Annotated in this window: 27 protein-coding genes, 1 riboswitch and 2 other annotated features; of the genes, 8 read left to right on the top strand and 19 right to left on the bottom strand. The window is 28.8% G+C overall.

The genetic code is table 11. The features are described from left to right. Positions 1 to 23: 23 nt before the first annotated feature. The 6 genes from N4A48_RS08585 to N4A48_RS08560 all read right to left on the bottom strand — a co-directional run bounded on the left by N4A48_RS08585 (position 24) and on the right by N4A48_RS08560 (position 5,494). Positions 24 to 293, bottom strand: coding sequence for a winged helix-turn-helix domain-containing protein (locus tag N4A48_RS08585; RefSeq protein WP_330665083.1), 270 nt, complete (start codon positions 291 to 293; stop codon positions 24 to 26). Between the two features lie 376 nt (positions 294 to 669). After that, complete coding sequence (locus tag N4A48_RS08580) at positions 670 to 1,062, bottom strand: FxsA family protein (RefSeq protein ID WP_293665477.1); 393 nt, start codon at positions 1,060 to 1,062, stop codon at positions 670 to 672. A gap of 799 nt (positions 1,063 to 1,861) precedes the next feature. Further along, complete coding sequence (locus N4A48_RS08575) at positions 1,862 to 2,656, bottom strand: DUF1189 domain-containing protein (RefSeq protein ID WP_293665476.1); 795 nt, start codon at positions 2,654 to 2,656, stop codon at positions 1,862 to 1,864. 16 nt (positions 2,657 to 2,672) lie between these two features. Continuing rightward, positions 2,673 to 3,473 carry a TrmH family RNA methyltransferase gene (locus tag N4A48_RS08570; RefSeq protein WP_293665474.1) on the bottom strand — a complete coding sequence of 267 codons (801 nt, stop codon included), beginning with the start codon at positions 3,471 to 3,473 and terminating at the stop codon, positions 2,673 to 2,675. Positions 3,474 to 3,475: 2 nt separating this feature from the next. Further along, complete coding sequence (locus N4A48_RS08565) at positions 3,476 to 4,129, bottom strand: potassium channel family protein (protein ID WP_293665473.1); 654 nt, start codon at positions 4,127 to 4,129, stop codon at positions 3,476 to 3,478. 15 nt (positions 4,130 to 4,144) lie between these two features. After that, a complete protein-coding gene (locus N4A48_RS08560) occupies positions 4,145 to 5,494 on the bottom strand; it encodes a TrkH family potassium uptake protein (protein WP_293665472.1) in 1,350 nt (449 codons plus the stop codon). 302 nt (positions 5,495 to 5,796) lie between these two features. On the opposite strand from N4A48_RS08560, the gene N4A48_RS08555 reads away from it, so the two are divergent. Then, complete coding sequence (locus N4A48_RS08555; protein ID WP_293665471.1) at positions 5,797 to 6,681, top strand: cation diffusion facilitator family transporter; 885 nt, start codon at positions 5,797 to 5,799, stop codon at positions 6,679 to 6,681. Between the two features lie 23 nt (positions 6,682 to 6,704). Here N4A48_RS08555 and N4A48_RS08550 read toward each other — a convergent pair whose 3' ends face one another. Further along, positions 6,705 to 7,793, bottom strand: coding sequence for an ornithine cyclodeaminase family domain (locus tag N4A48_RS08550; RefSeq protein ID WP_293665470.1), 1,089 nt, complete (start codon positions 7,791 to 7,793; stop codon positions 6,705 to 6,707). 199 nt (positions 7,794 to 7,992) lie between these two features. Further along, on the bottom strand, positions 7,993 to 8,640 hold the full coding sequence (gene uppS / locus N4A48_RS08545; protein WP_293665468.1) for a polyprenyl diphosphate synthase: 648 nt from the start codon (positions 8,638 to 8,640) through the stop codon (positions 7,993 to 7,995). A 139-nt stretch (positions 8,641 to 8,779) separates the two neighbouring features. After that, positions 8,780 to 8,887, top strand: a riboswitch (TPP riboswitch). A gap of 82 nt (positions 8,888 to 8,969) precedes the next feature. On the opposite strand from uppS, the gene thiS reads away from it, so the two are divergent. Genes thiS through thiE form a run of 6 tightly spaced genes read left to right on the top strand, consistent with a single transcriptional unit; the run spans position 8,970 to position 13,774 of the window. Further along, complete coding sequence (gene thiS / locus N4A48_RS08540; RefSeq protein WP_293665467.1) at positions 8,970 to 9,164, top strand: sulfur carrier protein ThiS; 195 nt, start codon at positions 8,970 to 8,972, stop codon at positions 9,162 to 9,164. 2 nt (positions 9,165 to 9,166) lie between these two features. After that, positions 9,167 to 9,973: a sulfur carrier protein ThiS adenylyltransferase ThiF gene (gene thiF, locus N4A48_RS08535; protein WP_293665466.1), complete on the top strand. Its 807-nt coding sequence runs from the start codon at positions 9,167 to 9,169 to the stop codon at positions 9,971 to 9,973. A gap of 11 nt (positions 9,974 to 9,984) precedes the next feature. Continuing rightward, the gene (locus N4A48_RS08530; protein ID WP_330665082.1) at positions 9,985 to 10,761 is read left to right on the top strand and encodes a thiazole synthase; all 777 of its coding nucleotides are present in this window, start codon (positions 9,985 to 9,987) and stop codon (positions 10,759 to 10,761) included. Further along, on the top strand, positions 10,761 to 11,864 hold the full coding sequence (thiH, locus tag N4A48_RS08525; protein ID WP_293665465.1) for a 2-iminoacetate synthase ThiH: 1,104 nt from the start codon (positions 10,761 to 10,763) through the stop codon (positions 11,862 to 11,864). Before N4A48_RS08530 ends, thiH begins: the two co-directional genes overlap by 1 nt. Positions 11,865 to 11,880: 16 nt before the next feature. Beyond that, positions 11,881 to 13,218, top strand: a complete 1,338-nt coding sequence (gene thiC, locus N4A48_RS08520) for a phosphomethylpyrimidine synthase ThiC (protein WP_293665464.1) — start codon at positions 11,881 to 11,883, stop codon at positions 13,216 to 13,218. Beyond that, positions 13,190 to 13,774: a thiamine phosphate synthase gene (gene thiE, locus N4A48_RS08515; protein ID WP_293665463.1), complete on the top strand. Its 585-nt coding sequence runs from the start codon at positions 13,190 to 13,192 to the stop codon at positions 13,772 to 13,774. Before thiC ends, thiE begins: the two co-directional genes overlap by 29 nt. A 130-nt stretch (positions 13,775 to 13,904) precedes the next feature. Here thiE and rplT read toward each other — a convergent pair whose 3' ends face one another. The 3 genes from rplT to infC are packed head-to-tail and all read right to left on the bottom strand — an operon-like array spanning position 13,905 to position 15,012. Next, on the bottom strand, positions 13,905 to 14,261 hold the full coding sequence (gene rplT, locus N4A48_RS08510) for a 50S ribosomal protein L20 (RefSeq protein WP_293665462.1): 357 nt from the start codon (positions 14,259 to 14,261) through the stop codon (positions 13,905 to 13,907). A gap of 32 nt (positions 14,262 to 14,293) precedes the next feature. Continuing rightward, positions 14,294 to 14,491 (bottom strand): 50S ribosomal protein L35, encoded by a 198-nt coding sequence (rpmI, locus tag N4A48_RS08505; RefSeq protein WP_248482670.1) that lies wholly within the window; start codon positions 14,489 to 14,491, stop codon positions 14,294 to 14,296. 26 nt (positions 14,492 to 14,517) lie between these two features. Beyond that, a complete protein-coding gene (gene infC / locus N4A48_RS08500; protein WP_330665086.1) occupies positions 14,518 to 15,012 on the bottom strand; it encodes a translation initiation factor IF-3 in 495 nt (164 codons plus the stop codon). A gap of 88 nt (positions 15,013 to 15,100) precedes the next feature. After that, positions 15,101 to 15,230, bottom strand: a sequence feature (ribosomal protein L20 leader region). Between the two features lie 222 nt (positions 15,231 to 15,452). On the opposite strand from infC, the gene N4A48_RS08495 reads away from it, so the two are divergent. Beyond that, a complete protein-coding gene (locus tag N4A48_RS08495; protein ID WP_443081750.1) occupies positions 15,453 to 16,847 on the top strand; it encodes an ATP-dependent metallopeptidase FtsH/Yme1/Tma family protein in 1,395 nt (464 codons plus the stop codon). Between the two features lie 22 nt (positions 16,848 to 16,869). Here N4A48_RS08495 and N4A48_RS08490 read toward each other — a convergent pair whose 3' ends face one another. The 8 genes from N4A48_RS08490 to N4A48_RS08455 all read right to left on the bottom strand — a co-directional run bounded on the left by N4A48_RS08490 (position 16,870) and on the right by N4A48_RS08455 (position 26,235). Continuing rightward, on the bottom strand, positions 16,870 to 18,756 hold the full coding sequence (locus tag N4A48_RS08490) for a M4 family metallopeptidase (protein WP_293665459.1): 1,887 nt from the start codon (positions 18,754 to 18,756) through the stop codon (positions 16,870 to 16,872). A gap of 367 nt (positions 18,757 to 19,123) precedes the next feature. Next, entirely contained in the window at positions 19,124 to 19,867 is a 744-nt protein-coding gene (locus N4A48_RS08485) for a LytR/AlgR family response regulator transcription factor (protein ID WP_293665458.1), read from the bottom strand. 65 nt (positions 19,868 to 19,932) lie between these two features. Further along, positions 19,933 to 20,064, bottom strand: coding sequence for a cyclic lactone autoinducer peptide (locus tag N4A48_RS08480; protein WP_293665457.1), 132 nt, complete (start codon positions 20,062 to 20,064; stop codon positions 19,933 to 19,935). Continuing rightward, a complete protein-coding gene (locus tag N4A48_RS08475) occupies positions 20,061 to 20,690 on the bottom strand; it encodes an accessory gene regulator ArgB-like protein (RefSeq protein WP_293665455.1) in 630 nt (209 codons plus the stop codon). The genes N4A48_RS08480 and N4A48_RS08475 overlap by 4 nt, the downstream gene beginning before the upstream one ends. A 14-nt stretch (positions 20,691 to 20,704) precedes the next feature. Continuing rightward, positions 20,705 to 22,027, bottom strand: a complete 1,323-nt coding sequence (locus N4A48_RS08470; protein WP_293665454.1) for a sensor histidine kinase — start codon at positions 22,025 to 22,027, stop codon at positions 20,705 to 20,707. A 198-nt stretch (positions 22,028 to 22,225) separates the two neighbouring features. Beyond that, the gene (thrS, locus tag N4A48_RS08465; protein WP_293665453.1) at positions 22,226 to 24,145 is read right to left on the bottom strand and encodes a threonine--tRNA ligase; all 1,920 of its coding nucleotides are present in this window, start codon (positions 24,143 to 24,145) and stop codon (positions 22,226 to 22,228) included. Positions 24,146 to 24,210: 65 nt separating this feature from the next. Then, positions 24,211 to 24,423, bottom strand: a binding site (T-box leader). A gap of 55 nt (positions 24,424 to 24,478) precedes the next feature. Next, positions 24,479 to 25,084: a DUF445 domain-containing protein gene (locus N4A48_RS08460; RefSeq protein WP_293665452.1), complete on the bottom strand. Its 606-nt coding sequence runs from the start codon at positions 25,082 to 25,084 to the stop codon at positions 24,479 to 24,481. Positions 25,085 to 25,095: 11 nt separating this feature from the next. Then, positions 25,096 to 26,235, bottom strand: coding sequence for a SpoIIE family protein phosphatase (locus tag N4A48_RS08455; protein ID WP_293665451.1), 1,140 nt, complete (start codon positions 26,233 to 26,235; stop codon positions 25,096 to 25,098).

Below are 26,235 nucleotides of genomic sequence, written 5' to 3'. Positions count from 1 at the left end.
TTAATAGACCTAGTTTAATTTATTTAATCAATTTCTAACCTATATCCTATTTTATATATAGTCTTTATCTCATTGAATAAATCTAGTTTTTTTCTTATTTTCTGAATGTGCATATCAACAGTTCTCGTCTCACCTAAATAATCAAATCCCCATACTCTTTCTAAAATTATTTCTCTAGTCAAAGCAAGTCCTTTATTTGAGACTAAAAGCTTTAATAATTCAAATTCTTTACATGCTAAATCTATATTTTCCCCATTTTTCCTTACTACTCTCTCATCTAAAAAAATTTCCAAATCCTTTAATCCTATACAATTACTATTTTTGCCATAACGCCTTAATACAGATTCAATTCTAGCTAAAAGTTCTATGCATTCAAATGGCTTTACAATATAATCATCTGCCCCTATTTTTAACCCTCCTTTATATAAGGTATATTCAATATATATAATTGTATCATGTATTTATTTTCATAAATAGAAATAATTGTATTAATTATATAATTTCCTTGGAAATGAAAAAGAGTTAGATTCTAAAACCTTTAGAATCTAACTCTTTCTCATTTTCCTTTTCAATAACTGTTTTGATGTGATAGATTTTTCCATTTCTCTATTAATATAATCATTGTCATAATCGAAACTAATTATAACATTAAATACTATTTTTTATCTACTATTTAAAATGAATATCCATTTTCCCTTTATCAACCATATTTTCTAGTTTCTTTTTAACAAAACCCTTCATAAGTTCTCTAGTTACAGGTATAACAAGACTAAAACCAGTTATATCCGTTAAAATCCCAGGAGTTAAAAGCATAGCCCCTCCTACTAACACACATAATCCATTAATCAACTGCTCCCCAGGAACTCTTCCATCCTTCATTTCATATCTTATTCTAAATAAAATCTCTCTTCCTTGTGATTTTGCTAAATATGCTCCTAAAACACCTGTAAAAATAACAATCCCTATCGTACTAAAAAATCCTATATAAGCATTCAATCTGAACAATATAGCCAATTCAACTAATGGAACTAACGTAAACAAAAGTATCAATCTCATTAACATACATATCATCTCCTCGTTATTTCTATAATATACTACTTATTTATTCTCAATTATATCATATTAAATTCAATTTATAATTCTTATATATTGTATTTATGCTACCATAGTATATACAAAAGAGGTTATTGCGATGAAGAAAATAATTAAAATTCTATTCAAGATTTCATTTGTATCATTATTAATTTTATGTATGTATCTAAGTGATAACAAATTTTATCACAGTATGTTTTACTATTTAATGATTATATACTGGAGTGTATGCACAATAAACCCAACTTATCTAATAAATTTTGTATCTAACAATAAAACCTATGCCCTAACAAAATATCAAATTATAATGTATAGAATTCTAGGCATTCTTTGGATAATATTATCTGTATTTTGGTTAAAACTTATCAATTAAAGAATCTCTTATTGCATTAGTTTTTTTAAATTATAAAGTAATTGCTTGGATAAATAACTCAGATGATAACAAAGAAGAATAAAATTTTTTATGCTTTCTATCACTTACAGCCATACTAAAAAATAAATCTTATTAAAATATTAGAGAATCATTTAAATATTTTTGTATAAAACTTGTATTGCATCGTTTGAATATACGTTAAGAAAGTTCGTTGTTTGACCAACGGGAGTTTAGAACTTTTAGTATATTCAATAAGATGTAATGCTTAGTTTTATTAAAAATATTTAATGCATGAACGGTATTTTAATAAGGTTTATTTTTGGTTCTAAAGCACAAAATTTCGAATCTTAAACCACAAAAATCACCTACCCTTTAGAAGAATAGATGATTTTTCTTTTATTCTTGAATTTCCATTTTATAGCTACCCATAGCATTATACATATAAATCCCAGCAACAATAAAATACACAAGATTAAAATACGGTATAAAAACAGGTACATAATCAAGTATAAGATGGTCTACAACTATAGGTAATGTAAATGCATATATACATATCTTGTATATATCCCCAAATTGAATATCCATATTCTGAACCTTACTAACTATAATTCCAGCAATACCTAAGATTAATGCTTTGAACATAGTTGATAACCATATCCAAAGTGTTATAAATATTATTCCAAATACAATTATAGCTATACTTATCCACATATTAATCTTGGGAATGTATTTTATAACCTCTTGCTTATCAAACTCTATATTTTCTATAGAACTAAAATCAAATTCTCTTTTTTCAATCATACTTTTTTTAATTACAACTTTATTTTTAAGAATTAATATACCTTGCTTATAAGAATCAAGTACACTTTCATCTGTTTTTCCTGTAGTATCAATTAAAGTATAATCATTAATTTTAACTGGCATATCACCTTCTGCATTTAACTCTCCATCTTCAAATTTGAAATCTGGAACTTGAATGATAAAACTTTTTGCTTCACGCTCAAAAGAATTTTTAAATTTATATGACATTACTGATGAAGTTATAGCTCCAACCATTAAAGAAAGCAAAAACAAATACAATATTGCTTTTCCTAAAGATTCTTTTACAAAAAAATTGTAAGATGGTATATCAACTATACTTCTTTTAAATCTTTCAAAAAATCTTACCTTATTATTTTTAATCTCATCCATGTCTATTCGCCTTCCTTTATTTAGATGATAGTTTATTCTTTATCTCATACATTAGTATTCCAGAAGCCATAGCAGCATTTAGCGACTCAGCCTTTCCGTATATAGGTATCTTAACCAGTAAATCAGACTTATCTATTATTTCATCCTTTATACCATTACCCTCATTACCTATAACCAAAGCTACCTTATCCCCATAATCAACACTATTATAATAATTATTCGTATTTAAATAACTAGAAACTATATTAAATCCTTTATTCTTTATAATATCGAAAGCTTCATCAGTACAACCTACAATATTCATATTAAATATTGAACCCATAGTAGATCTTATAACCTTAGGATTATATATATCCACACAACCTTTTAATAAAATTATTGAATGCGCTCCAGCTGCATCTGCCGTTCTTATTATAGTTCCCATATTACCCGGGTCTTGTATTCTATCCAGTACCACTATAAAATCTGTTTCTTGCCTTAAAGAATCATCCAAGGAATATTCTTTAGATTCAACTACAGCTATTATCCCTTGTGGCTTTTCTGTATCACATAATTCTTTAAAAAGCTTATCAGTTGTTTTGTAAATTTTATAATTATCAATTTCTAAACCTTTTATAAATTCCTTATGTTCATCTTTATTTAAAGATTCATCACTATAAACAATATAGTCAATAGTTGCACTACAGTCTATAGCCTGCTTTACTATTCTATATCCTTCTATTATAAATCTTTTTTCTTGACTTCTCTTTTTTGATTTAAGTAAAGATTTGGTATACTTTATTCTTTCATTGTCTTTGCTAGTTATTTCTACAATCATTATTATCTATCCTCTTTACTTATTTTGTTTATTTTAGTATTTTCACCTATAACAACCAATATATCTCCTTTTTGGAACTTAGCATTAGGAGCTGGAGATATATCTATCTCTTTATTATGCTTTACAGCCATAACATTTATTCCATATTTAGCTCTTAAGTCTAATTCCATAAGACTCTTACCTATCCAATCACTAGGAGTTACTATCTCAACTATAGAATAGTGAGGATCAAGTTCTATATGGTCTAAAACATTCTCAGACACCAAATTGTGTGCAACCCTAACTCCCATATCTCTTTCAGGAAACACTACTCTATCTGCTCCTATTTTATAAAGTACTTTAGCTTGAAGTTCATTTTGTGCCTTACAAATTACATATTTCACACCTAATTCCTTAGCTATTAGTGTAGCCATTGTAGATGCTTGAACATCAGACCCTATACTTATAACTGCAATATCAAAATTTCTAATGCCTAAAGATCTCATAGTATTTTCATCAATAGCATCTGCTTGAACTGCATGAGTTACCTTATCAGCTATATCTTGTACAATATCATAATTTTTATCTACAGCCATAACCTCATGTCCTAAAAGATATAATGTTGTAGCTACAGAAGTACCAAATCTTCCACACCCAATTACTACATATTGCTTCATAAACAAAACTCCTCTCTATCCCACGATTACTTTTTCTTCTGGATATCTTATAACATTTTTTTTCTTTTTATTTGAAATAGCAAATAATATAGTTAAAGCTCCTACTCTTCCTGCAAACATAGATAAAGCTATCAATATTTTACCAATAGTAGTTAAGTTAGGACTTCCAAAAATACTAAGTCCTACAGTTCCATAAGCAGAAACAGCTTCAAATAATATATGAATAAATTGAAAATTCGTATCAGTCAAACTCAGGCTCATAGTTAAAACTATAACAATACCAAGTCCTATAGCAATAACCCCCAAAGACTTATTTACAACAGTATAAGATATTCTTCTTCCAAATGCTTCAACATCATCTTTACCTCTTATAAAAGCTGCTACAGACAGAAATAATACTCCTATAGTAGTAGTTTTTATCCCTCCTGCAGTTGATCCAGGAGATCCTCCTATAAACATTAATATAACAGTTAAAAACTTTGAACTATCCTTCATAGCCGCAAGATCTATAGTATTAAATCCAGCTGTTCTTGTAGTTACAGATTGAAAAAGAGATGCTAAAACCTTACCTTCAAAAGAAAGAGCACCTAAAGTATCAGGATTACTGTACTCAATTGCGAAAAATAACACAAATCCAAATAATATTAAAAAAGAACTCATAGATATTACCATTTTAGAATGAAGATTAAGCTTTGAGAATTTTCTCTTCTTTATAATATCAAGTATAACAGGGAATCCTAATCCACCTAGTATTATAAGTAGCATTATAACTATATTGACAGTAATGTTGTCTACGTATGATGTAAGAGATGAAAAACCTCCCATCAAATCAAATCCAGCATTACAAAAGGCTGATATAGCGTGAAAAACTCCATAACCTACTCCTTTTACAAATCCCATTTGAGGAATAAATACACTAGATAATATTATAGCTCCTACACCCTCTATTATAAAAGTTCCTATCAATATATGTCTTGTAAGTCTTACAAGCCCAGACAAATCATATTGATTCAATGCTTCTTGTATCAAAAGCCTTTGGTGTAGATATATTTTCTTTCTAACTAGTATAGCAAACAATGTAGCCATACTCATAAATCCAAGTCCACCAACTTGAATTAAAGTTATAATAACTATTTTCCCAAATAAAGTCCAATAAGTTCCTGTATCAACAACAACAAGACCCGTAACACAAACAGCTGATGTAGACGTAAATAAAGCATTTATAAAACCTACTTGTTCACCACTGTTGGTTGCCATAGGAGTATTTAAAAGTATAGCTCCTATTAATATTATCATTGCAAACCCTATAACCATTATTTGAGCTGGAGATAATCTATTCTTCTTTCGAATATATTTACCTAACATTTTTTCACCTCTTTATGTAATAAGAATATACTGTAATAATTTCATAATTAATACAAACACTGTAGATTATATACTATTAATTCTAATAGTCAATCTTATTTTTAATACATATCGACAAACTATACATTATTTATATTATTTACTTTAATTTAATAAAGTTCAATATAAATTTAAGCTTAATTCATAAAATATCAAGTTCTTCTCTGTATCCTAATACAATACCTATTATTTTATTATATTAATTGACTATTTTCAATCAATATAATGCATTTTTATAATACTTTATTAAAGGGGTGATTAATTTGTCTTATGATAATTACTATAATAATGTAAAAAAAACATTGATATTCATATTAATACTAAATCTAATCGTAGCTTTTTCTAAAGTTTTTTACGGCTATTACACTAATGTATCGAGTATGATTGCAGATGGTATTCATTCCTTGGGGGATAGCTTATCTAATGTCATAGGAATACTCGCTATATATATTTCTTCTAAACCACCCGATGATACTCATCCCTATGGTCATGAAAAATTTGAAACTCTAGCATCTATTTTTATATCTTTGTTATTATTTTCAATGTCGCTTAAAATAATAACAAATTCGTATAATAAATTATTAAATCCAACTCTACCTAATATTAATATATATAATTTCATAATAATGATACTTACATTAATAATTAATTTTTTTGTTTCAGTCTATGAATCAAAAAAAGGAAAAGAACTTAAAAGTGAAATATTAATCTCTGATTCTGTTCATACACAAAGTGATATATATGTATCTATATCAGTTTTAGTGAGTTTATTTACTATAAAAATGGGATTTATAATACTAGATATAATAATTTCTTTCATAATATCTATGCTTATAATAAAGGCATCTTTTGAAATATTAATTCCTGCAATAAAAGTACTGTGTGATGGTGCTATGATTGATGCTAATCACATACATGACTTTGTTATAAAAATTGATAAGGTTCTATATTGCAATAATATACGAACGCACGGAAAAGAAAACCGAATAAGAGTAGACCTTACTATAGGTGTAGATAAATTCCTCACTCTTGAAAGTACCCATCTTCTATCTCATTATATAGAAGATATGATTATACTGGAATTTAATGGAGTTAAAGAAGTAATAATACACATTGAACCCTGTGATAATAGAAAAACCGATAGTTGAAAAATTATCGGTTTTTGATATATCTATTCAGTTAAATTGTTTTTTAAATTAACTAAGAAATCTTGAACATTAGTAACTATAGTACTAACCTCTAAAGTACCTCTATCTCTTAGCTTGTTAACTGCAAATTCAGAAACATCAACACTATATATGTATACAGGTCTTACTTCTCCATTTACAACTGTATAAGATGGCGTCATATTTCCTGTTGCTATTGAGTGAAGTTGAGTTGCAAGACATATAACAGTCGTAGCTTTTCTAGTATGTTTTCTCATCTCATTTTGAGCTTGATAAACATCACTTATAACTATAGGAAGAGGTCCATCATCTCTTATAGACCCTCCAAGTACTATAGGTACATTATTTTTAACACAAGCGTATATAAGTCCATTATCTATATTTTCTTCTTCTATTAGCTTTTCTATAGATCCTGCTCTTCTAGCTTTATTTAATAAATCTAAGTGGTTGTAGTGTCCATCCTTCATAGATTTCTGAGTATATATATCTTGTCCTAAAGCAGTTCCTATAGTCGCAGCTTCTAAATCATGTGTAGCTACTGCATTTCCACCTAATAATGCGTGAGCATATCCATTCTCTATTAAAGCTTGCATAGCCTCTCTTGAATCTTTATCAAATACTGCAGCTGGTCCTAATACCCAAACTATGTATCCATTTTCTTTTTCATATTTTAAAGCATCATATAAATCATCATAATCCTTAGAATATGCAGTTTCTCTAGATCTTCCAGCTCTAAATGCAAAAGTCTCTTCCTCTTCTTCTTCTGAATTAAAACCGCCAGTATATACGTAAATTCCTTCACTAGCATCTTCAGTTCTTCCAACTATAACCTTATCTCCAGCGTGTAGGTTTCTAAACTCTTTTACTGCAACATCATTATCTTCAGTTACAGTCATTACACAGTCCATTCTACTTTCTTTAGCTAAAATCCATTTCCCATCTATTTTTAAATATTCAGGGTATATTGTAGTCCCATGATAATTATCTGGTGCAACACCATCTTTAAGAACTTCTATAGTTGTAACATTTGGTGCATTCGTTAAAAATTCTTGTTCAAAATTCGGTTCTATGTATTTTGGTAATTTAAAGCTCATTTATAATACCTCCGTGGATTGTATTGTCCTAATTTTATAAAATTTTAAAACCCTTACATATTATATCAAAAAAATACATGCAAATACACACAGTATAAGTTATTTGGAATTTTTCAAGTTTTCGTTATATTCTGATTTTATTTTAAATTCTAGCTTTTTAAAAACAAAAGTGGTGTACATTTAATCGTACACCACTTCTTTAACCTCCAAGAGTTACATCTTGAGTTTCATACCAATTTAGAGCTTCATGTATATGTTCTTCTTTAAAATCAGGCCAATAATCATCAACTATATAAAAATCTGCATATATTGATTGAACTGGTAAGAATCCACTAAGTCTTCTTCTACCACCCCATCTTATTATAAGGTCAAGTCTTGATATATCTTTTGAATTTATATTTTCTATTATTTTATTCCTATTCGTAGTAGTTTCATCAAATTTTAAATTTCCAAGATCCCAGTTCCATCCATAATTAACTAAAAAATTAACCTTCATATCTGCCTTTCCAAAATTTTTTCTTGTCGTATATTCTTTTAACTCCTCTGGAAACATTGGTGATTTATGATTTCCTACAACTAGCAAAGAAGCATCTTCATTTTCAAGCATCTTTACAGCATCTACACAAGCTTTTGTAAATGCTTTAGTTTGAATAGACGGTCTTTTTGTATTGTCCACTGTGAACCCATAGTATGTTATTTCTTCTACTCCCATTTTTTTACACGTTCTAAATAGTTCAATCCCAGGATCTAGCCCTTTATCATATCCCATTTCTTTAGTCATTCCATTGTTACTAGCCCATCTTCTGTTTCCATCAGGGATTACCCCTATATGCTTTGGAATTCTCATACAACCCCTCCTTTAACCTGCTTTTTTATATTATTTTTCCCTTATATAGAAATTTTATACTTCCACTATGAATTCTAAACTTTCTCAATTATATTGTTGAACAATATTCATTAATGTGTTATTATGAACCTAAATTAAATAGTTTTGCTAGGGGTGCTGGTAGGCCAGCTGAGATTAAGACCCATAAGTCTTTGACCCTTAACCTGATCTGGATAATGCCAGCGTAGGGAAGTGTAAATGTATATATTTTTGTATGTAAATATATAGGTGCAAATCCTTTTTTCTGGGTTTTGCACCTTTTTTTATTTTTGGTGAAAGGAGGTACAGATATGATTGTTAATGGAGAAAAAATGTCCTTCAATCAAGATATGACAGTTAAAGACCTTATATCCAGTCTAAATCTAAATTCACAAACCATTGTTGTTGAATTAAATTTAAATATAATACCTAAAGAACACTACGAAAGCACAAATCTTCATAATGATGATAAAGTTGAAATAATCAATTTTGTTGGAGGTGGTTAATATTGAAAATATATGTGAATCAGAAAAAATACAATATAGACCCAAATACAACAGCTTATGAAGTAAAAAATTCTTTAAAAAAATATGCAGATGTAATTATACTAAATGGATTCATGGTAAATAAAGATATTAAACTTAATGAATTAGACAATATAACACTTATAAAAAAAGGAGAACAACCATCCAAGGAAGAACTAGAACACCTTTTAGTATCAAGACATACACCTAATGTTCATGAAAAAATTAAAAAATCAAAAGTAGTAATAGCAGGTCTTGGTGGTCTTGGATCAAATATAGCTGTATCTCTAGCTAGAATAGGTATTGGAAAACTATTTTTATTCGATTTTGATGTAGTAGAACCTAGTAATCTAAATAGGCAACATTATTTTGTAAAGCACATAGGAATGAATAAAACAGACGCAATAAAAGATATAATTCATCAGTGTAATCCATTTGTAGATATTTATGCAGAAAATATATTTATAGATGAAAGTAATATAAAGGATTTATTTAAAGATGCCCAAATCATAGTTGAAGCATTTGATAATCCTAAATCAAAAGCAATTTTAGTGAATACAGTTCTTTCCCATATGCCAGATAAAAAGATAGTAGCAGCTTCTGGGTTAGCAGGATATTTTTCATCAAATTCTATTATCACTCAAAAAATAAGAGACAATCTATATATTGTTGGTGATAATAAGTCAGAATCAAAACCAGGATGTGGACTTATGGCTCCAAGAGTTGGAATTGCTGCAAATCATCAAGCTAATATGGTTTTAAGACTTATTCTGGGTGAACAAGAAACTTAAGGAGGTTTATTATGGACAAATTAAAAATAGGCACAACGGAGTTAGATAGTAGACTATTTATAGGAACAGGCAAATATTCTTCAAACGATATATTACCTAAGGTTATAGATTCTTCTAAATCTCAAGTTGTTACTATGGCTTTAAGAAGAGTTAATTTAGACGCTCCAAAAGAAAATATATTAAATTACATAGATAAAAGCTGTATCTTATTACCTAATACTTCTGGTGCCAGAAATGCTGAAGAAGCAGTTAGAATAGCAAGGCTTGCAAAAGCTGCTGGCTGTGGAAATTGGATTAAAATAGAAGCTATTTCTGATAATAAGTATTTACTTCCAGATAATTACGAAACAATTAAGGCTATAGATATACTAGCAAAAGAAGGCTTTATCGTTCTTCCTTATATGAATCCAGATTTAATGGATGCTAAGAGAATGGTTGATGCTGGAGCCAGTGCTATAATGCCACTTGGTTCTCCTATAGGAACTAATAGAGGAATTAGAACTGAGGAAATGATACAAATTTTAATAGATGAGATTGATATACCTATCGTTGTTGATGCAGGTATAGGAAAGCCTTCTCAAGCAGCTCAAGCAATGGAAATGGGTGCAGATGCAGTTCTTGTAAATACTGCTATAGCATCATCAAATGATCCCATTATGATGGGAGATGCTTTTCGCAGTGCTGTAATAGCAGGAAGAAAAGCATACCTTGCAAAACTAGGATCAGTTAAAAAATTTGCTAGTGCCTCTTCTCCTCTTACTGGATTTTTGCAAGGGGATGAAAAGTAATGAGCTTTTATGATGAATATTTAAAATACAAAAACTTTGATTTTAATACTTTCTTTAAAAATATAACTGATGAAGATATATTAAACACAATAAATAAGGACAAGCTTGATGAATTTGATTTTTTAAAGCTATTATCACCTACTGCTGAAAAATATCTAGAAGAAATGGCTGTTAAATCAAATAAATTATCACTACAGCATTTCGGAAAATCTATAATTTTATATACTCCTATGTATCTAGCTAATTATTGTGCTAATAAATGCTCCTATTGTAGCTTTAATGTAGAAAATAAAATAGATAGAAAAAAATTAACACTTGAAGAGGTTGAAATAGAAGCTAAAAATATATCAAAAACTGGTCTTAAGCACATATTGATTTTAACAGGAGAATCTAAATCAAAAACACCTGTTTCATATATAAAGGATTGTGTTAAGGTACTGAAAAAATACTTCGATTCTATATGTATTGAGATTTATCCTCTTGAAGAAGATGAATATAAAGACCTTGTATCTGCTGGGGTCGATTCTCTTACTATATATCAAGAAGTATATAATGAAGATATTTACGACAAGGTTCATATATTAGGTCCTAAGAAAAATTATAAATTCAGACTCGATGCACCAGAGCGAGGATGTAGATCTAAAATGAGATCTGTAAATATAGGTGCTCTTCTTGGTCTTTTTGATTTTAGAATTGAAGCTTTTATGTCAGGTCTTCACGGATATTATCTTCAGAGTAAATACTTAGATGTAGAAATTAGTTTTTCACTTCCTAGAATAAGACCTTATATAGGAAGTCCTATAGATATACATAATGTAAATGATAAAAATTTAGTTCAAATAATGTTAGCTCTTAAGTTATTCATGCCTTATGCTGGCATAAATATTTCAACTAGAGAAAGTGCAGACTTTAGAGAAAACCTTATTCCTCTTGGAGTTACTAAAATGTCAGCAGGGGTTTGCACTGAAGTTGGGGGACATTCTCAGTCTAACACAAGTTCTAGTCAGTTTGAAATATCAGATATAAGAAGTGTTTCAGAAATTGCAATATCACTTGAAGAAAAAGGTTATCAACCCATATTTAAAGATTGGGTTCACTTATAAAGGGAGGGTTTTTAATATGAATTATACTACTCAAATGGATGCTGCAAAAAAAGGAATTATAACTACTCAAATGGAGACAGTTGCTAAAAAGGAAAATATGGATGTTAATTTACTTAGAGAATTAGTTGCTAATGGTAAAGTTGCTATTCCTGCTAATAAAAATCATAAATCTTTAGATCCAGAAGGCGTAGGAGAAGGTCTTAGAACTAAAATAAATGTAAACTTAGGTATATCAAAGGACTGTCCGGACATAGAGCCAGAAATAGAAAAAGTAAAAAAAGCAATAGATCTTAAAGCCGAGGCTATAATGGACCTTAGTTCTTTTGGTAAAACAGAAGAATTTAGGAAAAAGGTTGTTGAAATATCTCCTGCAATGATAGGAACTGTTCCAATGTATGATGCTGTTGGCTTTTATGATAGAGAGCTTAAGGATATAACAGCTCAAGAATTTTTAGATGTTGTCAAAAAGCATGCAGAAGACGGAGTAGATTTTGTAACTATTCATGCTGGTCTTACTAAGGTAACTTGTGATACTTTCAAAAAGAACAAGAGACTAACTAATATAGTTTCAAGAGGAGGTTCTTTATTATTTGCATGGATGGAGCTTAACAATAGTGAAAATCCATTTTATGAATATTATGATGAGCTTTTAGATATTTGTGAACAATATGATGTTACTTTAAGCCTTGGCGATGCTTGTCGTCCTGGTTCTATCAATGATTCTACTGATGCATCTCAAATCGAAGAGCTTATTATTTTAGGAGAACTTACAAAGAGAGCATGGGAAAGAAATGTTCAGGTTATAATTGAAGGTCCTGGTCATATGCCTATTAATGATATAAAAGCTAATATGCTTCTTCAGAAAAAACTATGCCACGGTGCTCCTTTTTATGTTCTAGGTCCTATTGTTACTGATATAGCACCTGGATATGATCATATAACGAGTGCTATAGGTGGAGCTATAGCTGCAAGCTGTGGTGCTGACTTTTTATGTTATGTAACACCAGCAGAACACTTAAGACTACCTACTCTAGATGATATGAAGGAAGGTATAATAGCCACAAGAATTGCAGCTCACTCAGCAGACATAGCAAAAGGTATTAAAGGAGCTAAAGATTGGGATTATAAGATGAGTGAAGCTAGAAAAAACCTTGATTGGGAAAAAATGTTTGAACTTTGTATAGATGAAGATAAAGCTAGAAAATTTAGAAAAGAGTCTATGCCAAAGCATGAAGATAGCTGTACAATGTGTGGAAAAATGTGTTCTATGAGAAATATGAATAAAATACTAGATGGAAAAGATATAAACATATTAAGGGATGATAATGAAAATGTTACATCTTGTAACCAATAGAAAATTAATACCTGATGGTAATATATTTAGAGTGGTTGAAGAATCTGTAAATGCAGGAATTGATAGTATAATACTTAGAGAAAAAGACTTAGATTATAGATCACTTTATGAAATAGCTAAAAAAATAAAAATAATTACAGATAAAAGGAATGTTCCACTTATAATTAATGGTAATTTAGATGTTGCTGAAGATTTAAATTGTCATGGGTTTCATATAGGATTCAACTGTATACAAAACAAGATCCCTAAATTTAATGGTATAATAGGAGTTTCTATACATAGTGTAGAAGAAGCAATTAAAGCTCAAAATCTAGGTGCTGATTATATAATAGCAGGACATATATTCCAAACAGATTGCAAAAAAGGACTTAAACCTCGAGGTATAGAATTTATAAAAGAATTAAAACAAAATCTTCAAATTCCTATAATATCTATAGGTGGCATAAACGAAAACAATATAAAATCTATATACGAATCTGGCTCAAGTGGAGTTGCAATAATGTCTTCAATAATGGAATCTGACAATATTTCTAATACAATAAAACGTTTAAAATAATAAAAAAGTCTACCTTTAAATAATTTAAAGGTAGACTTTTTTGAATTCGTAACATAAATTATAATTTCCTATTCACTATAAAAAAATCCTTAGATAAAATCTAAGGATTATTTTTAATTAAATTGATTTATTATTTTAAATTTTGCTTAGCTGTTTCAACTAATTGCTTGAAACCTTCTGCATCACTTATAGCCATTTCAGCTAACATTTTTCTGTTTATGTTAATATTAGCTAACTTTAATCCATTTATGAATTTAGAGTAAGATAATCCATGCATTCTAGTTCCTGCATTTATTCTTTGAATCCAAAGCTTTCTGAAATCTCTTTTCTTAAGCTTTCTTCCTACATAAGCATGCTTTAATGCTTTCATTACAAATGCATTAGCCGGTCTAAATAATCTACTTCTAGATCCTCTGTATCCCTTTGCAAGCTTTATTATTTTTTTATGTTTTTTACGAGCGTTAACTGCTTTTTTTATTCTTGCCATTTTTCACGACCTCCTTTGTTTAAATACTCATCCTATACGTATGGTAATAATCTTGCTATTCTCTTTTGATCTCCATCACTTACTAATCCTGCTTTTCTAAGGTTCATCTTAGTCTTAGCACTCTTCTTAGTTAATATATGACTCTTGTAAGCTTTAGCTCTCTTTAATTTACCTTTTCCTGTAGCTTTGAATCTCTTAGCTGCTCCTCTGTGAGTTTTCATTTTTGGCATGCTAATTTCCTCCTCTCAAAGTGTAATTATTTTTTATTAGGATCTAATGTTACAACCAATCTATTCCCTTCAAACTTAGGGCGATTTATTGGAGTTCCAACCTCTTTAACAATATCTATGAACTTGTTAACAACCACTAATCCTGCATCTTTGTGGCCAAGCTCTCTACCTCTAAATCTAAGTTCCACTTTAACCTTATCACCTTTTGATAAGAACTTAATAGCTTGCTTAGCTTTAGTATTCAAGTCATTGTCTTCTATTGATGGTCTCAACCTTATTTCTTTTAAAGTTACTGTTTTCTGCTTCTTTTTTGATTCTTTTTCTTTTCTAGACTGTTCGTATTTAAACTTACCATAATCCATGATTTTGCACACTGGCGGTTTTGCATTTGGTGATATTTTAACCAAATCCAAATTTTCTTCATTAGCTCTTATTTGAGCTTCTCTAGCTGAAACAATTCCTAACTGCTCACCTGTTGGAGATAGAAGTCTTACTTCCCTATCTCTTATCTCTTCATTAATTGGTAGCTCTTTAATAGTTAGACACCTCCAAATAATATTAAAATAATAAAATTTATATCAAATAAACTTTATCTACATTATCTTAATTTATAAATAAAAAAAACGGATAGCATAAGCTATCCGTATATACTCAACATAACCAAGATTTAAAATCTAGTTATTAACCCTACAACTTTGATTAGAGCAAGGTGAGAAGTGGATAACTTCTACTTTATTTAACATCAACTATATTATCATCTTTAATTTAATGTGTCAATATTTTTTTTAAAAATTAATTGTATACTATTGAATTTAAATATCAATAATATATTATAAGTATAATTTAGTTCTCGCAATAAATTTCAATGGTAAAATTAACAAATAATAATCTTACACTTTTAGGAGAAACTAAAGATAATTATAAAATAACCTAACATTTAGAGGTGTTGCATATTATGAGTATGATTAAGGAAATATTTAAAAAATTTAATATGCCCGTATTTGCTTTTAATCACAGTAAGGTTGAGAAAGATTCGGGCAAAGACGACGGGAGTTTTTCAAAGCCTAAAACTACCTTTAGAGATGTTGCTGGTCTTGACGAGGTAAAAGAAGAGTTATTTGAATTAGTAGATTTTATAAAAAACCCTGACAAATATAAGAAAATGGGTGCTACTATCCCAAAAGGGGTTTTATTTAATGGTCCTCCTGGAACAGGAAAGACATTACTTGCTGCATCTGTTGCAGGTGAGACTAATTCAGCCTTTTTTAATACAACAGGCTCAGAATTCGTAGAGAAATATGTAGGTGTTGGTGCTAAAAGAGTAAGAACTCTATTTGAAAAAGCTCGAAAGGAAGCTCCAAGCATAATATTCATAGATGAAATAGATGCTATTGGAGCAAAAAGACATCTAGAGAGCAATAACGAAAAAGACCAAACCTTAAACCAACTCCTTGTTGAAATGGATGGATTCAATAAGGACTCAAACGTTATAATTATAGGCGCAACAAATAGATTAGATCTATTAGACGAAGCCTTACTGCGACCTGGAAGATTTGACAGACACATATATATCGGAAACCCAAATCACCATACAAGACATGAAATTTTAAAAGTTCATACAAAAAACAAACCTTTAGATGAATCAGTAAATCTTGATGCATTGGCAAAGAAAACTCATGGACTTAGTGGTGCTCATTTATCCAATATAGCAAACGAAGCTGCTATAATGGCTGTACGAGAAAATAAATCCACTATAAATAGACAACATTTTGATAATGCAATAGAAAGAATTCTTGCTGGACTTGAAAGTAAGAATAGTAAACTAATAGAAAGAGAAAAGAAAATCGTATCTTATCACGAAGCTGGCCATGCTCTTGTAAGTAACCTGCTTGGAATAAATCCTATTCAAAAGATATCCATAGTTCCTAGAGGGCAAGCTTTAGGTTATGTGCTTCAACTTCCAGATGAAGATAGATTTATACACACAAAAGAAGAACTTCTAAATAAAATAAAAATTCTCCTTGCTGGAAAAGCTTCTGAAGAATTAATATTTGACCATACATCTACAGGTGCTAAAGATGACTTAAAGAAAGTAAGTTCTATTACAGACCAAATGATTTGTGAATATGGAATGAGTTCATTAGGTGCTATTACAATAGAAGGAAATCACAAGAACCTAATGATAAATAAAATTCAAAATGAATCAAATTCCATAATTAACGAATGTTATGAGGAAACTCTAAGTGTATTAAAAAAACATATAGAAGAGCTTCACCTAGTATCTAGTCACCTTTATGAAAACGAAACTTTAACTCATGATGAGCTAAAGGATATAGTAAAAAGAGTCTATACATAATGTACAGACTCTTTTTGCTATATTAATATATTCCTACAGAATCAAATGCATCTTTTACAGCTCTTGTTTCGCTACTATTTTTTCCATATAAGTCTTTTGCAGATTGCACTAATGCAAGTCTTGCATCATGGAAATTAGATGTTTTTACTAAGTAATTAGTAAGTGCATGATAATATATTTGACCGGTTTTATAGTGTCCAACACTTTTCATAACATTGTATGCTGCCTTATTAGGTATACCTGAGTTAGTGTGAACCCCGCCATGATCTTGTGTTGTATCTACATAATCATTCATATGAGCAGGTTGTGCTCTATACGCTTTATTGCTTCCTGGATTTTTCATATCTCTCAATGCATCATTTGGCTCATTTGGAGTCCATATATCTTCTCCTAACAAATAATCTGCTTTATCTGGCTGATATTCAAACTCTATCAAAGCACCAAATACATCTGAAATTGATTCATTTAAAGCTCCTGATTGATCCTTATACTCAAGATTTGCAGTATGTTCTGTAACACCGTGAGTTATCTCATGGCCTACTACATCTAATGCCCCAGATAAAGGTCCTGATATTTGCCCATCTCCGTCTCCATAAATCATTTGAGTCCCAATCCAAGCTGCATTTGAATAATTCTTTTTAAAATGAACTGATGATTTTATATCCATCCCTTTATCATCTATGCTATTTCTATCAAAATTATCTTTATAATAATTATATACATAGTTTGCGTATTTATGTGCATCTACTGCTGCCTTTTGCTCTTCTGCATCAAATTTATCATCTTTATCTATCATCAAATCTCCAGGTAAGAACATCATTGCCCAGCGATCACCCCATTTAGTAGGTATATTTGACGCATCATAAGTTATTATATTTGTTCTTGAGGTTACAGCATCCTTCATTTCATAATTACCATTATTGTAGTTAAGATTTATCTCCTTCTCATCTCCTAATACTCCTATTCCAGATCCCTTTACAGCCGCTGTAGCCAATCTATTGCTTTTTTCTATAATATCTCCTGTACTTCTATCAACAAGAATCTTCCAATCTGCGACTTCTGGTTCTGCAACTATTAATCTCACTTCATAAACAGGAATATATCTTCCTTCTAAATCATATAGATACTTATTAACTTCTGGTTCATTAATTAATTCCTCTGCTCCTACTTCTGATTTAGCAGCGTCTATAGCCATATTTTGATCTATTTCCAAAGATCTTCTTGATCTTCTTGAAACTTTATTGTATATTTCATTATCTATTTTTCCATTAATAGCATATATAAAACCTTCATCATCAAAATGTACTATGTATTCTTTTCCATACAGTGGATTTCCTTTATATAACTGTTGCAGTTTAATATGAGTATTTCCTAATTTATCAGTATTTTTACTTATCATATCAAATTCATCTCTAGGATTATCTATTTTAAAAGTGTCTTTATTCTCTTCAAAAAACTCTATAACACCATCCATGTTTGTAGATTTTTTGCTAGAGTTTTTAACCTCAATAAACTCTAATCCACTTTTTTCTTCTAATTTAACTTCTTTCTTTACTTCCTCTTTTTCTACTTCTTCTTCCTTAGCTTCCTCTTTCTTCACTTCTTCTTTTTCTACCTCTTCTGCCTTAGCTTCCTCTTTCTTCACTTCTTCTTTTTCTACTTCTTCTGCCTTAACTTCCTCTTTCTTTACTTCTTCTTTTTCTACATCTTCTTCCTCAGTTTCCTCTTTTATTATTTTAACACCCTCTTTAACTTCATCAGTTAAATTTTCTTCTACAGATTGTACCTGAGCATTTTCATTTGCTACTATCTTATTAGGAGTAACATCTTGTGCACTAGCTACTGGTGTAAATAGCATAGATCCAGTCATAACTGTCGATAACGCAATTGAAGTTATTTTCTTTTTCATTATAAATACCTCCATTTCAAATTTTTAATAAAATTTATGCAATAACCACAGTTTAACCTACTAACCTCCTTATATTTTATTTATATATATCCTACAATACTAATTATATTTTTACAAATTTTGGTATAGTTATGTAAATTGCATTTTATGCTATAAAAAATATATAGAAGCATTATCAAAATGCCTTTTTAAGTAATTTTTTAAATATTTTGTTTTTTTAATATCATATAATTCTTTTAAGTATAAAAAAATCGTTTACTAGCCAACGCTCCTTACAGGCTCCGTTGTTCAAAAATAATATAGTTTCCTTAATCATAAAATAGGCTATGTCGAAATATAAATTAATTTCTATTTCGACATAGCCTATTTATATAACTTTCTTTTTATGTAAATATAATTCATTCAAAAACTTTATTTCATTTTTTTTACTCAACAATGCTTTCAATTCACTTTCTTTAAATGAAACTTCAAATGATGTTTTATTATATGGCACTATTTCACTTACTTTATCTATGTTTACAATAAATGATTTATGCGATCTAAAAAAATTAGAAGATAATCTTTCTTCTATATCATAAAAAGATTCATAAAAATCCTCTTGTATTTCTGAAGTATATATTCTTGTTACTCTAGCATTTTTTTCAAACATATATATATCATTCAAATTGACTATATACCTCTTTCTATCCTTTTTAAATATAAACTTTTCTTCATTATTAGAATTTTCTTTGGCATGCTTTTTTAAGTTAATTTCTTTCATAGCCTTTTCTAAAGTTGATACAAGCCTTTTTTCATTGAATGGTTTAAGTATATAGTCAAAAGAATAGACATCAAATGCATCTAGTGCATATTCTCTAAAGCCTGTAACAAATATTATATATACATCTGGATTTATCTTAAATATATCTTTAGCTGCATCTATACCATTTTTCTGAGGCATATCTACATCCATTATAAGAATATCAAATTTACCTTTTTTAATCCTTTGAACAGCTTCCAACCCATTTTCTGCTGTTTTTATAAACTCTATATCCTTAATTTTACTTGCAACTTTTACAATATGATTTCTTACTATTTTATCATCATCACATATAAGTACATTTATACCCATTTTAACATCTCCATTTCACATCTTATAATATAAAGCCTGTACACATAAAATGTACAGGCTTTATATTATTTTTGTAATTTTTTTGGTGTTTTTGGTTGGTATAAAGCTCTACTACTTGCTGCATTACATGTATTTTGAGCTACCTTGTCTAAACATTTTCTTGCTGAAACTAATGCCATTTTCTTTAAGTTTTTCATTTTGAAATCCTCCCTTTTAAAATATTATCAAATTTATTAACAACCCTATAAGCTATAGGATGCAATAGTAACATTTGCATAAAAATTCCTATAAAACCAGCTAAAATAAAAGTATATTGTATTTTATAATATAACAATGCAAACATAGAGAATGTATATAATATAAATACATAAGAAGTTATTTTTTTAAATTTTTTCTTTTCTTCTTCATCACTTATAATTCTATTAGGTGTATCTTTAGGTACAAATCTAAAGATAGAATAAACACTATATACTATTGTCAAAACAATAAATAATATAAACATCCTATAATTAATATTATTTTCAAATAATCTCACAATTATAGATAATCCTATAAATAAACTCATTGTGAGAATCATACACCCCTTATATGTATTAGCATGTACTCCTCCTGAAAATGTTCTAAATAAAGCAAATGTAGTAGATATTATAAGTGCATACTTTAAAACTCCAAATAATAACCCTAAAGTTATTAACATAATAATTTTAAAGCAACCACCTATAACTACAAATGAGCCATATTCTATTACTTCTCTATCCTCTTCATCAAGACTTAATTGATTTTGAAAATACAATGATATCTTATTAGATATAATTCCAACCATAGTTTATCACTCCATCAATACTTAGGGATCACAATACTAAATTCAGTTACTTCTTTATTGCTGTCTACAAATATACTCGATTTATATTTTTCAAGAGTTTGTTTTACTATATAAAGTCCAAAACCTCTATCTTTACCTTTTTTAGTGCTAAATCCTTCTTCAAATATCCTATCTGTAAATTCTATTTTATTCCCATTATTTCTTATCTTAAATATATAGCAAAGTTCATCTCCATAAATAATTAATTCTACATATTTATTATTTTGTTCAATTTCATCAAGTGAATCAAGTGCATTATCTACTATATTAGATACTATATTGCAAATTTCAAAATTAGGTATTTTCAATCCTACTATTTTGCTCTTTACATTAGTTTTAAATTCTATCTGCCTATGCTTTGATTGTTCCTCTTTAAGACTTATAACAGCATTTAAAAATGTATTTCCAGTATCTATATATTTAGCTTCACTATTTATATAATCTGTTAGATTATCTATATACTCTTTAGCACTATCAAACTTATTATCATCCAACAAAGACGATATAATCTGCATATGTCTTAAATAGTCATGTCTTTGTTTTTTTAAAATATTTATATTTTTTTTCATATCTTCTAGACTTTTTTCTATTAAAATAGTTTCATACTTATTTTTTATATTTCTATCTACAAATCTAAACATTATCATCAATACGAAAAATAATAATAAAAACAAGCAAGCTACTATTATCAAATTTATTTTTTCTTTTAAACTAAAGATATCATTCTCAAAAACTTTCACATACATATCAAATACTACTATCATTATAAAATTTAATATTAAAAACATAGTAGATATAGTTTTATTATCTATAACATAATCTTTATTTTCTTTCTTCATATAAAATTTGTAAAACACTATATCTTTTTTATATATTACAAAAGCTATTATTCCTAGTAAAATTAGCGATGGATAAAAAAATAATATACGTACTATTTCATTTTCTAATAAAGTATTATATTTCATTCCAAAAACATATATACAAATTAAATTTAGATATTGAATTAAGAAAGATAATATCATAGAAAAAGTTATAGATATAAAAGAACTCTGCATATCTATTTTAAAGAAAAAATATACTAGTAATATTAAAATGATTGTTACTATCCACGAATGTATATCTACAGGTAATAACAAATAATTCATATAAATATAAAACAATATACCTTCTATAATCGACATTACAAATATTTTTTTAAAGTCAACTTTACATCCTATGGATGTTATAGCTATTAATAATATAAAAAATGATTCTGGTATACTTGCTAAAAATATAGTTATCCAACTTACATGTTCCATTTTACCACCATTTCAAATATGTATACTTTAATATGAATTATACCATATAATAAATTTTTTTGTAATATTTTGTGATTTTTCTAGTTTTTATTACTTGATTTTCTATTTTCATTCAATATAATTTAATTCATACAAAACAAAAATGATATAGTTTCATTAAAGAATAAAAAATATCGACTCATATGAGTCGATATTTTTTTATAAGCTATTAGCTCTATCTTTTTGCTCTTTTAATATACTTTCTACAAATTCATCAACAGATATAGATCCTATTTCTCCTTTATCTCTTGAACGAACAGATATTTCATTATTTTCTTGTTCTTTTTCTCCTACAATTAACATGTAAGGAACTTTCTCAAGTTGTGCTTCTCTTATCTTATATCCTATTTTTTCTGCTCTGTTATCTATTTCCACTCTGATTCCTTTATCAAATAAGATTTCTTTTACTTTATTTGCATAGTCTATATATTTATCAGATATAGGAAGTACCTTAACTTGAACAGGAGCTAACCATAATGGGAATTTACCTGCAAAGTGCTCTATTAATATACCTATAAATCTTTCTATACTTCCAAAGGCAACTCTGTGTATCATAATAGGTCTATGCTTTTCTCCATCTTTTCCTATATAAGTTAAGTCAAATCTTTGAGGTAACTGCATATCTAGCTGTATAGTTCCACATTGCCATGTTCTTCCTATACAATCTTGTAAGTGGAAGTCAATCTTTGGTCCGTAGAAAGCTCCATCTCCTTCATTTAATTTATAATCAAGTCCTAATTCCTCTAAAGCTTCTCTTAATCCATTTTCAGCTACTTCCCACTCTTCATCAGTTCCAATAGATCCTTCTGGTCTTGTAGATAATTCTACATGGTATTTAAATCCAAAAGTCTTATATACCTCATCTATTAACTTAGCAACACCTTTTATTTCATCTTTTATTTGCTCAGGTAGCATGAATATATGTGCATCATCTTGAGTAAATGCTCTAACTCTCATAAGTCCATGTAATGCTCCTGATAATTCATGTCTATGAACTCTACCTAATTCAGCAACACGCATTGGGAAATCTTTGTATGAATGCATTTGAGTTTTATATGCAAGCATTCCTCCTGGACAGTTCATAGGCTTTATAGCAAAATCTGATTCATCAATTTGAACTGTGTACATATTTTCTTTATAGTGATACCAGTGTCCTGAAGTTTCCCATAAGTGTTGGTTTAATATTATAGGAGTTTCTATTTCAACATATCCATCTTTTCTATGAATTTCTCTCCAGTATTCTAATAATTTATTTTTAAGCTCCATTCCTCTTGGCAAGAATAATGGGAATCCTGGTCCTTCATCTGGAATTACGAATAATCCTAATTCTTTACCTAGTTTTCTATGATCTCTCTTCTTAGCTTCTTCAAGCATTGTTAAGTAAGCTTCTAAGTCTTTATTCTTTTCAAATGAAGTACCATATATTCTTTGAAGCATTTTATTCTTTTCATCTCCACGCCAGTAAGCACCTGCTACACTTAATAATTTTATAGATTTAACTTTTTTAGTAGTAGGAATATGTGGTCCTCTACATAGGTCTACAAAATCTCCTTGCTTATAAAAAGATAGTACTTCTCCTTCTGGAAGGTCTTCTATTAATTCAACTTTGTAATCTTCATTTTTTTCCTTCATTAACTTTATTGCTTCTTCTTTTGAAAGTTCAAAGCCTTCTATAGCTAAATTTTCTTTAACTATTTTCTTCATTTCTGCTTGTATTTTTTCTAAATGATCAGTTGTTAATCTTTCTTCTAAATCTATATCATAATAGAATCCATTGTCTATTGCTGGTCCTATAGCAAGCTTTGCCTCAGGGTATAATCTTTTTATAGCTTGAGCTAGTATATGAGCACTTGTATGTCTAAATACTTCTTTACCCTCAGCATCATCAAATTTTAATAAATTAATCTCTGAATCTTCTTCTAATTTATAATTAACTCCAACAGTAGCTCCATTTACTTGTCCTGCAACTATATTTCTTGCAAGGCCTTCACTTATTGATTTAGCAATATCTAGTATAGATACGCCTTTATCAAATTCTTTTACTGATCCATCTTTTAAAGTAACCTTTACTTTACCCATTACATTCACCCTCCTGTATTTATTAACTATTTTGGTTTTAAATATAAAAAAACCCGTCCCATAAAATCTGGGACGAGTATAATCTCGCGGTTCCACCCAAGTTGGCAAAAGCCCTCTTGAAGATTATAAGGTAATCATCCTGAATTTTTCATCTAAAGACTAATCAATTCAACTCTAAGGTAGTTTTCAATTATCCATATTTAGAAATGCTCTCAGCCGGTGACACTTCTTCTCTTGAAACTGGGTATAATTTACTCTTCCTTATTCATCGCTTTATCATTAATTTGATTTTATCTGATTATATATCTCATAAAATAAATTGTCAATATCTTTTTAAAAATTAATTACAATAATTCCTTGTAGTATGCCTATAAAAAATCCTAATATAAATCCTAGAACCTCAATATGCTTTAATTCTTTTTTAGCTATACTAATTATTATTTCTTCTAATTTTTCTAAATCGAACTCATTTATCTTATCTTCTACCATTTTTCCTATTCTTATTCGCTTAGAAGATTTATGAATTAAATACCCACTTAAGTCTCCTATTACTTGTCCTATTTCTTCCTGAATTATTTTATCCAAATATTCTTTTATCATACCCTTAAATGTTTCAGGTATAAAGGGTGGTAGTTTTTGTTCTATAATCTCATCAGCCTTAAGTTTTACAGCCTTTATAAGATTGTCCTTATCTTCTTCTTTTACCATATTAGTTATTATATCTTCTATAGATATTAACTCTTGCTCTACCACATCTCCTATAGATTTTGCTATTTCTTTTCTTCTTTTTGGTATAAGTCCTTCTATTTTTAAGTTTATAATAGGTATATTTATAGGTTTTATAGGTCTAAATATTAACTTTATAGCAAGTATATTAGTAACCCAGCCTATAACAGCTCCTATACATCCTAAAAATAGTATCTTCATCACAACTGTCATTTGATTCCTCCTTAGTAATAAAATACATTAACCACTTTTCCTAACTCTATTAATTTATCTTTTATTTTTTCTACAATTTCAACCTTTGTTGCTAGATTCTCTTGAAAATCAAAATTTTCATAAGCCGAATTTACACTTCTTCCAAGTAAAAAGTCAATATGAGTACATTCATCTATCAATATTTTGAGTATCCTATATGCTCCATTTTGTTCTTTATTATGCTTAAAAATATCATCTATATGATACTTATTATTTTTATATTCATCAAGTACTTTAAGTACCTTTTTTAAGGTTATCATACCTTCTGTTACTAAATCAATATTTTTTATATATCCAATAGGAGGTATATCTCCTGTTATATTTTTCATATCCATTTCAAACTCAGTATCCATCTCTCTTTCAACTATTTCAGCGGTAGTCCCCCCACAAACTATTTTTTTACCTGTGCTTTTTATAAGATTTTGAACTACTATCTTATCGTCTTTAGGGTCTAATGGAGGTCCTGTAAGCAAGGTTACATGCTTTTTTTCCATTATCTTTACTGCAAGTACAGTAGTATCATCTCCTGGTTTTTTCATGTATAAGTTGTCACATGTTCCAATTACCTTTTTTATTAAACTTATAGAGGAAATGTCCGATGGAATAGTCTTAATGTATTCAGATACACTGTTCAAATTCCATCCTAAATTTAAATTTTTTCCATTCCCAGCATTTAAAACTCCATCACTAAAAGAAACTATTATATCATCCTTCTTCAAGTTAAATTTAGATTCTATAACTCTTCTACCTGATATTATAACCTCTTCTCCTTCAATTATATCAATATTTCCATTTCTTTTAATAAGCACCTCTGGATTATCAAATCTAGCTATATAGCATTCACCTGTATTAGATATGTATATTATAGTAAAAGTAGAATAGGCAAGTTCTCTAACCTTGCAAGTTGGTAATGTATTAATTATTGTATCTACAACCTCTTCTATACTAAGTCCATTTTTCATCATAGTCACAGCTATCTTAGATGTAAGAGTAGCTAATATATTAGCTTTTACTCCTGAACCTAACCCATCTGATAATACAACGATGCAACCTTGATCAAATTTTTCTATTTCTACTTTGTCACCACATAATTCTTCTTTATATTTTTTCAA

This window comes from Tepidibacter sp., assembly GCF_025210165.1.
GTDB lineage: Bacteria > Bacillota > Clostridia > Peptostreptococcales > Peptostreptococcaceae > Tepidibacter_A.
This window is presented reverse-complemented; position numbering and strand designations above follow the sequence as displayed.